The following is a 16,589-nucleotide window of genomic DNA, read 5'->3' as shown; positions in this document are numbered from 1 at the left end:
TAATTAGTAAGTACTAGAAAAAAAGAGGGGTGTTTGTACATTGAATAAGATCAAATTTTTATCTATTATGACAACGCTTACACTGATATTTACAGCTTTAATTCCTGCTAATTTTGCTATTGCGGACATTACTGAAGATGATGTAGCAGTTGGTGAAGGCGGTTATTCGACAGTTCAAAAAGGGAATCAGTTATATAATTGGGTACTAGGTCCAAGAAAATCTCCACCAGCAGAAGATTATACTACAAGCAATTTTGATGGAAAACCTTTGCCTACGAATGACTGGTTAACTTCAGTATTATGGCACCAATATTCAGGCGCTTTATATGCTCATCCACTTTCGTTCCAAGCTACACCAACTGGGTTTGAAATCAGCAACCCTCCTAAAACAGTGAAAACATTATTAGATGGTGAAAATGAATTGGAAAGAGAGCACCGTCCAGGACAAATTGATTTAGAGGTTCAAGCAACTACTTTTTCACCTGCTGATGCAAAAGCGGACAAGCTTGATGATTGGTCGGCTGATATCTTAATGGCCAGCGGTGACGGTAGCAAAAATATGAAAGCAACCATTGCACATGGAAGCCCATTTGCGTATTTTACATTTGAAGGTGCAGAGCCTAAGGTGAAATTTAACTTGCCTACAACTATACTTCATCAAGATGGTTCTTCAATTCAAATTTCTGTTAATAATAATGGCCAAACTAACTATTATGGTTTATATGCTCCAACAGGTACAACCTGGACTAATAATGGTAACGAAGTGATCGCTGATTTACCAACAGGTAAAGACTTTTTTACTGTAGCAGGGCTGCCTGAGGGAAGTATAAATGCGTTTAATCTTTATAAGGATCGTGCTTTTGCTTTTATTACAGACACAAGAGTAGATTGGAATTATGATGAAGCGAGCAGCACTTTAACTACCGACTATATTATTGAAACGACACCAATGGAAGGAACAAATACTGAAACTGTTACTGCACTGTACCCTCATCAGTGGAGATACAATCCATTAATATCTGAGTCAACTTATTTATATTCTTACAATACAATTCGAGGAACGATGAAAGCGATTACTGGGAATGGCTTCAGTACACAATATGTGTTTAATGGTATTTTACCTTGGATGCCAGCATTAACGGATTCTGAGGATATTACTAAATTAGAAGATTACGTTACAGAATACTTTGATTATGGAATGGGATTAAACCCTCCGTTCATAAATGCAGGTGCTGATCAAGGTAATGGTGGATACGATACGTATTGGATGGGTAAAAACCTTGGACGAGTATCCAATCTTGCACCGATTACGGCTCAATTAAATGATGATGAAAAAACGGATGCTTTTGTAGAGTCTATGAAAAATACGATGGAATGGTGGTTCACCCCTACCAAATATAACGAAGCAGGACAACCTGTAGATGATAATTATTTTTATTATGATGATCATTGGAAGACTTTAATTGGTTATAGCGCAAGTTATTTTTCAGATACTGAACTCAATGATCACCACTTCCACTGGGGATATTGGATTTATGCAGCTGCACAAGTTGCTCTACAAGAACCAAATACTGTGGATGCTTGGGACCAAGAAGATCAATGGGGAGGCATGGTGAATGAACTAGTTGGAGATATTGCAACAACGGATAGAGATTCAACTAAATACCCATTTTTAAGAAACTTTGATCCATATGCTGGTCATTCTTGGGCTAACGGACCTGGATTTATTGATGCTGATGATTGGAGATACGGTGGTAATAATCACGAGTCCTCTTCAGAAGCAATGAATGCATGGGCTTCCTTGATATTATGGGGTGAGGCAACAGGAAACGACGAGATAAGAGATGCTGGAATTTATATGTATACAACTGAAAGAGAAGCAATTAACAATTATTGGTTTGATATTTATGGAGATGTTTTAGAACCAGAATACTCAAATGACGATGTAGTTATGGTTTGGGGTGGTAAATACAATCATACGACATGGTGGACAGAAAACCCAGTAGAGGCACATGGTATTCAAATACTACCAATTACTCCGGCTTCACTTTATTTGGGGACAGATCCAGATTATGTTGCATTAAACTACAACAATACGTATGATGAGTTCCCTAATTATTTGCAGAAAAAAGAACAGTATGGTTGGGCGGGATTAGATAATACCGATGCCTGGCAGGATATTTTAGTTTCTTATTATGCACTTAGTAATCCCGCAGAAGCGCTAACATTATGGAAGGATGAGGACACGGAGATTGATCCAGCTGTTGGTGTTGAATTTGGAGAGTCTAGAGCACATACGTACCAATGGATTAGATCATTAGATGTATATGGATTACCTAATTTTGATGTGACTGCAAATACACCTCTATATTCTGTATTCAACAAAAATGGTGTAAATACGTATGTAGCATATAACGCATCAGATTTGGATATTACAGTTACATTCTCAGATTGTTATGAATTAATAGTTCCAGCTAATGCTATGGCTCAAGAAACAGCGGTTAGTCCAGGAGGAAATTGCTCAAATACGCCCCCAAGTGGTGGAGAACCACCAGTACCTGATACAGAAGAGCCAACGGCACCAACTAACTTAACTGCTGCTAATGTGAGCGAAACTACGGTAGAACTAACTTGGACAGCAGGAACAGATAATGTAGGTATAACAGCATATGATGTATATCAGAATGGAAGTTTGTTAAACAGTACAACAAGAACAAGTTATGAAGTAACTGGTTTAATCGCAGAAAGCACACATACATTCACAGTTGTTGCAAAGGATAGAGCAGGCAATGAATCTGCTGCAAGTAATGGTTTAACTGTAACAACCGAAGCAACTCCAGCTGGTGGAGAGTCTATAACAATCATAGAAACGGATTTTGTGGTTGAGATTATTGACGAAGGCACAGAAGTAACATTGTCATTCACACCAACAGAAAGTAGTAATTTAGTAGATTTGAGATATGTCATTAACGATGGTGTACAACAAAATGTACCAACTATAAATAACAATGGGACTTGGGAATTTACAATTCCAGCAGTTAGTGAAGGCAATCATATTGAATTTTATTACACTTATGTAAAAAATGGATTATTTGAAGATACAGCTTGGTATGGGTATGAAGTAGGTACTGGTTTAGTAAGCAATCCTGACCCAACAGATACAATAGCGCCAATTGCGCCAGCAGATTTAATCTTTACAGCAAAAGATGAAACGACCGTGGACTTAGCTTGGACAGCAGCTACAGACAATGTTGGTGTTGTTGGGTATGATGTGTATCAAAATGGAGTCTATGTGAACAGTACAACTGCAACTTCATATCAAATTATAGGATTAACAGAGAATACAGCATATACGTTTGAAGTTAAAGCAAAAGATTTAGCAGGAAATGAGTCTGCTGCTAGCAATGTGTTAGCTGTGACAACGGATGCAGCTCCAGTACCTGGAGATGGAAATGTTATAGTTGAACCTGAATTCACGATTGAAATTGTGGACAATGGTGATAGTGTCACCTTGAAATTCGTACCAGAAAATCCGTTAGTTCTTGCTGATGTACACTACAAAGTAAATAATGGTGGACAATTAAATGTTAGAAGTGAAAATAATAATGGAATTTGGGAATATACAATTCCAGGGGTAAGCACAGGAGATGTCATTGATTTTCAATACACTTACATTGTAAATCTAGCTCATGATACGGAGTGGTATCAATATATCGTTGGCTCTGGCGAAACAGGAGGGACTCCTGAAGTACCAACAGAACCTGAACCACCGGTATCAGGTGGGGATAATGTAATCACAGGTCCTGATTTCACGATTGAGATTGAACATGATGGAAATAACGTCACATTAAAGTTTGTACCAGAAAATCCGTTAGTTCTTGCTGATGTACACTACAAAGTAAATGACGGCGGACAATTAAATGTTAAAAGTGTAAATCAAAATGGAATTTGGGAATATACAATTCCTGACGTGAGTGCAGGAGATGTCATTGACTTCCAATATACGTATATTATAAATCTAGCTCATGATACGGATTGGTATCAATATATCGTTGGCTCTGGTCTTGCTGATTAACATCATTCCAAATCTATTAAATCAGCGAGGGACTTCATCTCCCTTGCTGGTTTACAATGGTTTAATGTGAGTGAATGATATGTTTATCATTTTTAGTAAATAAAGGGGAGATATTTTATATGAAGAAAACGTTTACATTCAGTCTGGTGATATGTTTAGTGATGAGTTTACTCGTACCATTTTCAACATCATCTGCTTTTGATGGAGAGGTGCAAGTAGGTTCTGGAAGTTATACTACGATTTTACCTGCAGAAACAGATAAACCTGCCACATGGTTTATTGATCCAAATGCTCAAGCCTATCCAGAGCCACAACCTTTTATTTCATCCAATGTGACAGGTCCTGATGCACCTGAATGGAAACCAACACCTACAAGTGATTGGTGGACCAACATGAATTGGGATACTTTTAGTGAACCTCAATATCCGCATCCGTTAGCGGTATATCCTAAAACACAAGGTTTACAAATTTATTACCCAGGCAATTCTAAACTAGTTGGTGCATCTGGTATCAGCGCAACAAATGATGTAGTTTATCCAGAGCAAGGATTTATTACAGCTGAACTGCCTAAGGATACTAGCAATGATTTTGTGTTAGGGCATTCAAGTGTTGGAGGTTTTTCTGAGGCAAAAACGGGTGGATTTAGTGATTGGTTTGTTACAGCTGATTTTAATAATGGCGGGGCAGGAATGAGTGTAAGTTACGGACATGGCTCACCATTTGTCTATGCAATTTATGAAGGTGGAAATCCCTCATTAACCTTCGATCGTGCACCTGAAGTTTTTGTTGGAACTGAAAACGATGCAATAGTTGGTGTTTCAATCAATGGAAATTATTATGCTTTATTTGGTCCAACAGGTTCTACATGGTCAGGATTAGGAACAACAACATTAGTGAACAACTTACCAGTAGGAAAAAACTATTTTTCACTTGCATTGCTGCCAGATGTGAAATCTGAGGCTGAAGCAATCTCAGTTTTTGATCAAATGAAAGAGTATGCGTATTCTTTTGTTACAGATACAAAAGTGAACTGGTCTTTTGATGAAGCTGCTAGTAAAGTGTATACAAACTATCAATTTACGATCACACCTAAAGAATCAGGCGCCCCAAATGAAACGTGGATGACATTATATGCTACTCAATGGAGAGGAATGGATGCAGATTATACAGGTTATACGTATGATTCTATGCAGGGTGAACTGAAAACGTTGATTGGCAACTCCTTTACTATTGAGGATACGTATACTGGTGTTTTGCCAAACCTTCCTTATTTAGGAGATTTGAATGCGGATAATATAGCGCAATTGAAATTTTATTTAGAAGAGGAGATTAACCGACACTTCCCTAATCCAGAGGATCCAAACTCAAATCCAGGAGATGTAGACACTTACTTTACTGGTAAGGAAATGGCAAGATTAACAACGTTATATGGTCTTGCAGAGGATATTGCCAATCGTGTGAGTGATCCAGCTGACAAAAGTGAGTTTGAAAATTTAGCTGCTATTGCTTTAGACAAAGCAAAAATTATGGTCACCGACTGGTTGACAGCATCTGATGAGAATGGAAATCAGGATAATCAAGAATTCTTTTATTACAATGATACTTGGGGAGCCATGATTGGGTATAGAGAAGGGTTCTATAGTGCTCCGAATATGACAGATCATCACTTTCATTATGGTTATTTCATCAAAGCTGCGGCTGAAATTGCTAGAGCAGATGAGCAGTTTTTAACGGAGTATGGTGAAATGGTTGACATGCTTATTCGTCATATTGCTTCACCTGATCGTGATGATGCAATGTTCCCGTTTTTAAGAAATTACGATCCATATGCAGGTCATTCATGGGCAGATGGAAAGTCTGGGTTTGGTGCAGGTAACAACCAAGAATCTGTTTCAGAGGCAATTAATGCATGGACTGGAATTGTATTATGGGGAGAATTGTTGTCCACTTTACCTGGGAAAGAAGCAGAAGGAAAGGAAATTAGAGATTTAGGAATTTATTTGTACACTTCTGAAGTAGATGCTTCCAATGAATACTATTTTAATTTAAATAACGATATTTATCCTGAGGAATGGGAGCAGGTTGCACACACCATTGTTTGGGGTGGTAAAGTAGACAATGCAACCTTTTGGACGAAAAACCCAGCACAAAGACATGCGATTCTTTGGCTGCCGTTCCATGGCGGTTCCTTGTACTTGGGACAGGATAAAGATTACGTATTGAAAAGTTACAATAGCTTGCAAGCAGAGCTTCCATTATTTGAAGCTTGGGGACGAGCTGAAGAAGCTGGGAATGCGAATTATGATTTTGATGCCGAAGCTTATTGGGATGATTTGCAATGGATGTATCTAGCATTAGCAGATCCTGTACAAGCACTCCAATTAATGAATAATGCGATTGCTGCTTCACCTGATGGATTGTTTAGAGTAGAAGAAGGAAACTCTGTATCTTATACGTACAGCTGGATTCATACTTTATTAAATGTAGGTGCAGTGGATGCCACTGTACAAGCAGATTATCCTTTTTATGCTGTATTTAAGGATGATAGCGGAGAAAAAACGTATGTTGTATACAATATGACGAATGAAACAAAGATTGTGAACTTCTCAGACGGACAGCAAATTACAGTTGCTCCAAAAAGTTTTAACGCAGATCAAGGTGTGTATATTCCAGATACAAACCCGCCTTCTGTGCCAGTAGGGTTAAGTGTAAAGAGAGTTGCTTCTGACTATGTAACTATTGAATGGGAACCTTCCACAGATGATCGCGGTGTGGTTGAGTACGATATTTTTGTTGATGGAAATTATGCTGCGTCATCTACTTTAGAAGAAGTAAAGATTGAAGGGTTAAATCCAACAACAACTTACAATTTTACTGTAAAAGCTAAAGACGTTGATACAAAATCAGGAGAGAGCTCGACGTTGCAAGTCTCAACTACAATTATTGACACACAAGCTCCTGATGTACCAACAGGTATCACCAGCTTGGAGGAAACACATAAATCTATTGCTTTAGATTGGAGTGAGTCCGCAGATAATATTTTAACAGTAGAGTATGATATTTATCGAGATGGAATCAAAGTAATCACTACAGAAAATTCTAGTTTTGAGGATATAGGGTTGGAGCCATTAACCTTTTATTCATACGAAATTGTGGCTCGTGATGCAGATGGCAATGAGTCAGCTAGAAGTGAGATCTTTGAAGTGCGTTCCGGCTTCGAACCTGGACCAGGGTATACACAAGAAATTATTGAAACAACACCAACGACAGCAACTGTTATAGTGGAACCGAATTCAAGTATTGATGAAGTGATTTTATTAGTAGGAATCAATGGTGCGGGTGAGTCTGGATATAGCTTAGCTAAAAATGCAGAAGGCAACTTTGAAATGGCACTTACAGTACCTGAAAATGCAAATCTGACTTACAGATACAATACGATAGTTAATGGTGTAGCTACACTTTCTAAATATTTTAATTATGATATGGGACAAAAACCTGGGGATATAGTAATCGATACAGAAGCGCCAACGGCTCCAACAGATTTAAATTATACTGCAATTAGCGAAACAACAGTCAATTTAAGTTGGACAGCAGCAACAGATAATGTAGGTGTAAATGGTTATGATGTTTATCAGAATGGAGCATTTTTATCTACAACCACAGAAACTGCGTTTCCTGTAACAGGTTTGGAACCATCAACGACTTATGTTTTTACAGTAGTTGCTAAAGATGATGCAGGTAATGAGTCTCTAGCTAGCAATGAACTGCAAATAACAACAGCAGCTCTGCCAGTTGATATTGAAGCACCGACAGTACCAGCAAACTTAACATTTACAGCAAAGAGTGAAACTACGATAGATTTAAGTTGGACAGCATCAACAGATAATGTAGGTGTAACAGGTTATGATGTTTATCAGGATGGGATTCTTGTAAGTAGCACAGCATCAACAGTGTATCTTGTGACTGATTTAATAGCAAACACAACTTATACATTTACGGTTTTAGCTAAGGATGAAACAGGAAATGTTTCAGCAGAAAGCAATGTTTTAACTGTGACAACGGATGCAGCTCCAGTACCTGGAGATGGAAATGTCATTGTTGGACCAGATTTCTCTGTTGAAATTGTAGACAGTGGAAATAGTGTGACTTTGAAGTTCATCCCAGAAGGAACAGCTGGTTTTGCAGATGTACATTATAAAGTAAATAATGGGGCACAACAAAATGTTGGAAGTGTGAATGAAAATGGAATATGGGAGTATACAATTCAAGGCTTGAATGCAGGGGATGTAGTAGATTTCCAATACACATACTTCATTAATTTTGGACAAGACTCTGATTGGTATCAATATGTTGTAGGTTCAGGAGGAACTACTGATCCAGTACCACCTGTAGAACCTGAAGTGCCAACAGAACCTGAGGAACCGACTGTGGATACAGAAGCACCATCAGCGCCATCAAATGTAACAATCACAGCTAAAGGTGAAACTACAGTGGATCTAGCTTGGACAGCATCAACAGATAATGTGGGAGTTACTGAGTATGATGTCTATAAAGATGGAATGTTAGACGGAACAACAACGGATGTATTTTATACAACAACAGGGTTAACGGAAAATACGACCTATACATTTAGTGTAGTGGCTAAAGATGAGGAAGGGAATGAATCAGTAGCAAGCCAAAACTTACAGGTGACAACGGATGCGACACCTGAAATGCCAACCGAACCTGAAGTACCGATAGACCCTACCGCACCACATGGTGTAACATATAACAACGATCAGGAGGCTACGATCTGGTTTACTCCAGAAGAGAATGCTGCCTATGATTATATTATCTTGCATTATACGGTAAATGACGGACCACAAGAAAACCCAACGCTTGTATATAATGCATCCACAGCAAGATATGAGTTTACAGTCACGAATGGTCAAGTCATTGAGAATATTCAATATGGTTTCACATACAGAATAGCAGGTCAATTCCAGCAGGATATTCCAATGGTGACTAGTACACCATAATTGAAGTAGCTGAACACTAAAAAGCATGCAAAGAAGGTGATATCCTTTGCATGCTTTTTTTACAGTAATTGCATTGTTGTTACACAGGTTCCATCTGTTTTAAAAGTAGAGAGGTTGCTTTCAGCAATTTTTCCATCATGTTCTATGGTTACTTGGTATTCTTTGTCTCGTGGTAACCACATATCAACAAAGCCGTTTTCACCAGATTCTATACTTTTACTAACGATGACATTCCCAGTTGAATCTGCTATTACAACATCAAATGTCTCGCTTGCCAGTTCACCTTGACAGCTAGTCAGGTTGTGGTTAGTACAAGGATGTGTATTGTTTATATAAGGCGCAATGGAAACGAAGAATTCGTCTTCTGGTAATTCATACTTTTGTTCTTCCTGATTAACATCCTGTACAATTAGATATTCAGATGTGATGGATGCATTCTCCACCTCAATGTTACCTACACTGTAGTCATAAACAAGATCCTTAATAGACTGTGAATCCATTTCTTGTTGTTTTTGTGTTTGTGCCACATCTTCAGCACAAGCTGTTAAAAGAAGTGTTGTTGTTGTGATAGCAACAAGTAAACGATTTATTTTCATAGATATATACTCCTTAATAGTTTCTAAATTATATTATATCGTTTATTTTTTAAGTTAGAATAAGAAGGTATAGTTTATCACTGAAATGTCACAATTCAGGTGAAATAGGAAGTATCTTTAAAACAGATGAAAAATACCTTTTACTCCTCCAAGGACAAAGGTATTTTTCACAATACCTAAAATTTTAAAGGTAACACGATAGCATTTAAGGCTTTAGTTCCTACTTGTACATTTGAAAAATTTAATTCGTCATTAACAGAAACACTCACATCATCTAAACGTTCCATTATAACTGTATAAGTGTTAATTCCATCTTCTGGACTTTCATCACACCATGTTAATCCCGGAATTTTATTGATAAGTTCACTTTTCTGCTCATTAGCTACATTGAACCTAGCACTTAATTCTTGAACTCTATCGGTCTGAGTGGAGAGTACTGTTGTTCCACTAGTCGTTGTCCTTTCTAATGAATATGTTACTGCTGATTGTAAAGGAACCCTATCGACGGTCTAATAAAACGATTATCTCCCATATATTGACTATATATCTTAAATCCTATAATATTAATTTATACGAAAATACGTTCCCAATGTTGGATGGGATTGATATCATCAATAAATATGTGAGGTGGATCTAATGAATAATAAAGATGAACGACAAGCTTGGAATGCTAAACATAGAGAATTAACTAAAAGTATCATGAAGACTGAAGAGCATGATCAAGCAGTTGATTTAATTCTCAGTACCCAAGGTTTGATATATTCTTCTGAAATGGCAGGATCATTAGGTATTCACGGGGAGGATATTCTATTCTCCGATATTACCGAAGATATAATGCGTTGCTATCCAGTTCCATGTTCCGATACCAGAAATTCGATAGTTTGGCATCTTTGGCATATAGCAAGAGTAGAGGATATTACAATGAACATATTGGTTGCTGGAGGGCAGCAAGTATTATCCTCCGACAACTGGACTGAAAGGATGAATATTAGATTTAGTCATTCAGGTAATGACATGAATGAATCTGAAATTTCCGAGCTTAGTTCCTCGATTGACATTGAATCTTTATTAGCTTACAGAATTGCTGTTGGGCGTCAAACTCGTGTCATTGTCAAATCATTAAAACCATCACAGTTTAGAGAAAAAATACAGAGTAGTCGGATTCAAAGGTTATTTGATGAACAAATGTTAAATGAAGGTTCGAAATGGTTAGCAGAATATTGGAGTAAAAAAACAATTGCTGGGTTATTCCTCATGCCAACTACCAGACATAATTTTTTACATATGAATAAATGTATACGAATTAAAAATAAAATTGAGAAAATGAACAAAAAAAAGAATATAGTATAAAAACCATCAATTAATCAAAAACTTTCTCATGGTATGTTATTAAATTATATTTATAAAGTAAATAGGGGAAGTCTAGTAGAAAAATAATATAACTGGATATCCTCTATTTTTATGTATCTGTTGTCGATGATACCAGTACAGTATATAATTTGATAAGAGTATAAAACATACATGATTCTAATCAATGTTGTAAATATAATTTCTCAAATAGAAAACACATTATCTTGAAAGAAGAGTGAGTTAGTGAAAATTGGATTTTTTGACTCAGGTATCGGTGGAATGACTGTACTTAACCAGGCACTAAGATTATTACCCAATGAAGATTACATCTATTATGCTGATACGCTGCATGTTCCATATGGTGAAAAACCAAAAGAAGTTGTGAAAGAACATATTTTAAAAGCTTCTGATTTTATTGCTAAACAAGATGTAAAGGCACTGGTTATTGCGTGCAATACGGCAACTAGTATTGCAGTAAAAGATCTTCGACAAAAGTATGATTTCCCGATTATTGGTATAGAACCTGCTGTAAAACCTGCCGTTCAAATAAGCGAGGGCAAACTAAAAAAAGTTTTAGTATTGGCAACTAGGCTTACTCTTGCAGAGGAAAAGTTTCATACTCTTGTAAAAAATGTTGATAAGCATGATATTGTTGACTATTTACCTATGCCAGGTCTTGTGGAATTTGCCGAAAACTTTGAATTCAGAGAAGAGATTGTAATTCCTTATTTAAGACAACAATTATCTCAGTTTGACTTAACACAATATGGAACAATAGTACTTGGATGTACTCATTTTTCATATTTCAGGGAGTCGTTAAGTAAGCAATTTAGTGAAGATGTTGATATCATTGATGGCAGCATTGGAACTGTAAAAAATTTAAAGCGAATTCTTGAATCTAGTAATAAACTGAATGAGGGTTCTGGCAATATATCCATTTTCGATTCTGGGTACAAAGTTTTAGATCAAGACTCTTTATCGAATTACATAAAATTGTTAGAGGTACTAGGCAATGTTCATACTAATTATCATATAAATAATGAACAACTAGAATTAATTTGATTTTACGAAGATGTTGCATAATTTCACCTGATAAGGTCATCTAACATTCAGCGGGAGATAAAAGCTCCCACTGAAAGCAAGATTCTCTTTATTAAAAACCCATCGATTTTTAAATATTCTTCCCAAATCGGCACAAATATGTTTTGATCATATCCTCTTTTAAAGGTTTTAACTGTTCATCAGTTTGGCAGGGTTGGAAGAGTGCAGGCCAGGTTAAAGCTCCTTCGATCATGGCGTGAAAGATTTGAGCAGCCAAACGTGGATTAGGGGTTTCCATTCTTCCATCTTCATGGGCTGATTTTAACCAGGATACAAGATTTGCATGAGGTGGACCATATTTGGATTTTGTCTCCCTAGCTAACTCAGAATCTTGAATAAATACCGTGGTAAGCACTTTGCATAATGCTAATCGATTTGGATCGTTAACTAGGAAGATTTCCGCATCAGCGAAAAGGGCAAGCTGCTCTTCTAAAGTCTTATTAGGATCATAACTGATATTTTTTAATCGTTCTTGTTCAGACAGCAATCTTTTAAAGACGGCTTGGAACAGATCATCCTTATTGGCAAAATGATTATAAACCGTTCGTTTAGAAGCTCCTGCATGATGAGCAATTCGATCCATAGATGCCTTTTCGTATCCTTCTATTACAAAGGCTTTGATAGCTCCATCCATAATAGATTCTCGTTTTTTTGTTGTGTTCGCTGTTTTTTTTAATTCATTCATAGCTGAGTACTCACCTTCTATAACAAAAAGTAAACTACACTGTGTAGTATAAAAAATATTGACTTGATATAAACTACACTGTATAGTTTACAATAAGAAGGAAAAAATTTCAAGTTAATCCTTGTTGTTAAAAGTGAAATTTGTATGACAAGAATGAAGGAGGAGAACCACTCATGAAAGCAATTGTATTCACAAAATATGGTTCCACGGAAGTTCTCAAACTTAAAGAGGTAGAAAAGCCGAGTCCAGAAGAAAATGAAGTTTTGGTAAAAGTTTATGCAGCTTCCACAAATCCACTAGATTGGCGTTTTATGAAAGCTAAACCATTTTTAGCTCGTTTGGAAAATGGTATTCGAAAACCCAAAAACACACGACTTGGAGCGGATATAGCAGGTCGGATTGAAGCAGTTGGCAGTAAAGTAACACAATTTAAACCAGGTGATGAAGTGTTTGGAGAAAAATTTGAAACAGGATTGGGCGGCTTTGCAGAATATGCATCTGTCCCTGAAAATTCATTGACTTTAAAACCTAACAACCTAACCTTTGAGCTTGCAGCAGCTGTGCCACTAGCAGCCCTTACCTCTTTGCAAGGTCTTCGCAACGAAGGCCAAATTCAATCAGGACAAAAAGTACTGATTAACGGAGCTTCAGGAGGATTAGGTACGTTCGCGGTACAGATTGCAAAAGCAATTGGGACTGAAGTTACCGGTGTCTGCAGCACGAGAAATTTGGATATGGTGCGTTCTATTGGTGCGGATCATGTTATTGATTATACAAAGCAAGATTTCACTAGAACTGGAATACAATATGATTTGATTTTTGATACTGTGGGAAATCGCTCGGTTTCAGATTTAAATAGGACATTGAAGTCGAACGGAATTTGTACTGTAGCTGGATTTACGAACATGGCTCGTTTAATGGAGACTTCTTTGAAAGGAAAATGGGTCTCTAGAGCTGGTAATAAGAAGATCGGAATGATGAAAACAGTCCACACGAACAAAGATGATTTACTTTTTTTAAAAGAGTTGCTTGAGGCTGGGAAAGTCATACCCGTCATTGATAGGTCTTATCCTTTAAGTGAAACTGCTGAAGCTATCAGATATCTAGAGACTGGACGCGCAAGAGGCAAAGTAATCATCACAATTGTGTAACCGAAACTGTTTAATATGAACGGAGGGATAAAAATGAATACCGAAAATAAGATCAACGAGTTAAATAAAAAAGCAATACTTTCGACATTATGGATATTCGTACTGTTAAATATAACATTTCGGGATATACATCAATTGTTTAAAGCAGGCTTTTTAGAGGAAATGATGACAGGAACGGTCAACGGAGTAGTAATAACTGAAGAGTTCATGTTGATTGCTGGAATACTGTTTGAGATTCCCATTGTTATGATAGTTTTATCACGAGTATTAAGGTATACAGCGAATCGCTGGACTAACATAATTGCAGGGGTATTAACGATTATATTTATTATTGCAAATGGCGTGTCTGACCTTGATGATATATTTTTTGTAACTGTACAAATTATAGGGCTGTTGATCATTATTTGGTATGCATGGAAATGGCCAAAACAGATTTCATGAACGTATTTTTAAAATGCGACCTGATTTCATAACTACGGGTCGCATTTTATAACTTTAATATTTGAGGTACTCACTATTCAACAATTGGTCTATTTGATATTTAAAGTGATTAGTAAAACCTTTATAAGTGCTATAGTAAAACACCTTTTTGTCATTGGTCAAATGTATATTAAGTAACCCTGCTGCTCTTAATGTTGTTAAGTGGTGGTGAATATTCCCTTTTGCCATCCCCAACTTTTTCATGATATTTGTGAAGGTGTAAGATCCTTCTGATAGCAGTTGCAGAATTCTGATTCTTGTATCATCTCCTAAAGCTTTTGCCATCTTTATAATCTCATCAGCATCTTGATTTTTCTTCCTATAAGGGTATGTAATAAATAGTGTATCCCTAAATTCATCGACCAAAGAAATGGGATTGACATGATAAGTCGGACATAAATATACCCTCTTCACTCCATCTGCTTCTATGACAAATCTGCTGGATGCATGTACGATTTCAGTATTTGAAATGTTTCCAGAAAGCTGTTTTTCTTTCTCGTTTGCTTCCAATTTAAGCTTTTTAAGTAAATTGTTTTCCTGTTTTTGAAAGTACTCTTCATTCCATTTCCTCATTAAGTTGATATATTGTAAACTCTGTGATTTTAAGTCAGTTGGTAGAACCATATTTTCACTTAACCATGGTGTTAACAACTCATAAATTTGACCCGCTGACAGATTTTCTAACCATTGAAGGAACGAATCAATATTTTCTTTTTCAGGGCACTGACTAATTAATAACACAGATAAATCTTTAAAATATAAATTCTCTTTTGTATCTAAAGTTTCCTTCAGTCTACTCGAAATCATACTTTCTACATTCTGGGTCCACTTTGTACCAACATCCAAATATTTTAAGTGAGTTTGCCTTTTATATAATGAGAGACTTAATAATAACTCATATGCAGGTGAATATAGTATTTCTAATGTATAAGCCATGTTTCTCTTCCTTCGTTCATTTTAGCTATAGTATATATAAAAGTCTAAAGGATGTAAACTTAAATTATGAGTTATGAATATATTGACTAATTTATTATGGTCAATTATCATTGAACTATTAAATGGTGGAGGGATATTATGTCAATTATAAATTTTATAAAAGTACAACAGCAGGCTATCAAGCTCATTGAGGAAAAGAATTATGAGGAAGCATTAATACTGTTAGAGGATGCCAAGGTTAAATTTCCTAACAAGCTTGACAGGCTGGGACAATGGAAGGCGGAAACTTATTGTTTGCTTGGTGAGAACGAGAAGGCATTGTATGAACTTAATGAAGTTTTGGAAAAAGGATTATGGTGGAATCCAGTAATATTAAAGAACTTCGCTCAAGAGTTAGGCCCATTAAAGGAATTAGAAGATTTTAAACTTATTATTGAAAAATGCAGAGAGATTTATGACCTTCAAAAACAGTCTTCAAAACCAGATTTGAAAGTTAAAGGAAATGAAAACGCTGAAATAGCATTGTTTGCTTTACATTGGAAGGGATCAAATACAGACGATTTCTCTCAACAATTAGCTGAAATAAATACAAGTAACGAATACTTGTTAGGGTTCCCGCAATCTTCTCAATTGTTAAGCCATCATTGTTATTCCTGGGATGACCCGGACATTGCAAAAAGAGATCTAGTAGAAACTTTTAAACAATTCAAAAATAGGTACAACCTTAAGGAAAAAGAAAATGTCATTCTAGGTGCGTCTCAAGGGGCAAAAGTTGCAATAGAGATGACTTTAGACCAAGAGATATTAGGAGTAAACAGATTTATTGCAATAGTCCCAGGTTTTCAAGATGTTAAACGAACAGAATATTTAATTAGGAACCATTCAAACAAAAACATAAGAGGCTGCATTATTACTGGTGACAAAGACCCTTTCTATGATCAAACTTTAAAAATAATAGATGTTCTAAAAAGTGAAAATATCCCCTGTAAGTTTATTGTACAAGAAGGTATGGGGCACACTTTGCCTGAAGATTTCCCTAAAGTATTTCAAGATGCGCTTGATTATGTAATGAACTAGATAATCTGTAGAACTCTGCTATTTGAATTTGCATAATATAATGATAAAACCCTTCGTTCCTTATGGAAATACTATAAGGTCCATAACGTACGGGAAAATGAGGGGAGTCAAAAATACCAG

General features: G+C 36.4%; 10 protein-coding genes. 7 read left to right on the top strand and 3 right to left on the bottom strand.

What is annotated here, in order from left to right; translation table 11 throughout:
- The first annotated feature begins 40 nt into the window (after positions 1-40).
- Positions 41-4,075, top strand: a complete 4,035-nt coding sequence (locus tag Q5Y73_RS12630) for a glycosyl hydrolase (protein ID WP_305992267.1) — start codon at positions 41-43, stop codon at positions 4,073-4,075.
- A 119-nt stretch (positions 4,076-4,194) separates the two neighbouring features.
- A complete protein-coding gene (locus tag Q5Y73_RS12625; RefSeq protein ID WP_305992266.1) occupies positions 4,195-9,093 on the top strand; it encodes a fibronectin type III domain-containing protein in 4,899 nt (1,632 codons plus the stop codon).
- 59 nt (positions 9,094-9,152) lie between these two features.
- On the opposite strand, the gene Q5Y73_RS12620 is transcribed toward Q5Y73_RS12625, so the two are convergent.
- Entirely contained in the window at positions 9,153-9,689 is a 537-nt protein-coding gene (locus tag Q5Y73_RS12620; protein WP_305992265.1) for a CueP family metal-binding protein, read from the bottom strand.
- A 636-nt stretch (positions 9,690-10,325) separates the two neighbouring features.
- Between Q5Y73_RS12620 and Q5Y73_RS12615 the strand changes: the two genes are divergently transcribed.
- Both Q5Y73_RS12615 and murI read left to right on the top strand, forming a co-directional pair.
- Complete coding sequence (locus tag Q5Y73_RS12615; protein ID WP_305992264.1) at positions 10,326-11,039, top strand: DinB family protein; 714 nt, start codon at positions 10,326-10,328, stop codon at positions 11,037-11,039.
- Between the two features lie 243 nt (positions 11,040-11,282).
- Positions 11,283-12,101, top strand: a complete 819-nt coding sequence (gene murI, locus Q5Y73_RS12610) for a glutamate racemase (RefSeq protein WP_305992263.1) — start codon at positions 11,283-11,285, stop codon at positions 12,099-12,101.
- A gap of 109 nt (positions 12,102-12,210) precedes the next feature.
- Here the strand turns inward: murI and Q5Y73_RS12605 are convergent, their stop codons facing one another.
- Positions 12,211-12,825, bottom strand: a complete 615-nt coding sequence (locus Q5Y73_RS12605; RefSeq protein WP_305992262.1) for a TetR/AcrR family transcriptional regulator — start codon at positions 12,823-12,825, stop codon at positions 12,211-12,213.
- A 173-nt stretch (positions 12,826-12,998) separates the two neighbouring features.
- Here Q5Y73_RS12605 and Q5Y73_RS12600 point away from each other — a divergent pair, with 173 nt between their 5' ends.
- Positions 12,999-13,976: an NAD(P)-dependent alcohol dehydrogenase gene (locus Q5Y73_RS12600; protein WP_305992261.1), complete on the top strand. Its 978-nt coding sequence runs from the start codon at positions 12,999-13,001 to the stop codon at positions 13,974-13,976.
- Between the two features lie 33 nt (positions 13,977-14,009).
- Positions 14,010-14,417: a DUF6326 family protein gene (locus Q5Y73_RS12595; RefSeq protein WP_305992260.1), complete on the top strand. Its 408-nt coding sequence runs from the start codon at positions 14,010-14,012 to the stop codon at positions 14,415-14,417.
- 54 nt (positions 14,418-14,471) lie between these two features.
- On the opposite strand, the gene Q5Y73_RS12590 is transcribed toward Q5Y73_RS12595, so the two are convergent.
- Entirely contained in the window at positions 14,472-15,392 is a 921-nt protein-coding gene (locus Q5Y73_RS12590) for an ArsR/SmtB family transcription factor (protein WP_305992259.1), read from the bottom strand.
- 138 nt (positions 15,393-15,530) lie between these two features.
- Between Q5Y73_RS12590 and Q5Y73_RS12585 the strand changes: the two genes are divergently transcribed.
- Positions 15,531-16,469, top strand: coding sequence for an alpha/beta hydrolase (locus tag Q5Y73_RS12585; RefSeq protein ID WP_305992258.1), 939 nt, complete (start codon positions 15,531-15,533; stop codon positions 16,467-16,469).
- Positions 16,470-16,589 lie beyond the last annotated feature (120 nt).

Source organism: Chengkuizengella axinellae (assembly GCF_030730905.1).
Lineage (GTDB): Bacteria > Bacillota > Bacilli > Paenibacillales > KCTC-33759 > Chengkuizengella > Chengkuizengella axinellae.
The sequence above is the reverse complement of the archived record's forward strand: the minus strand, read 5'-3'. Positions and strand labels throughout refer to the sequence as shown.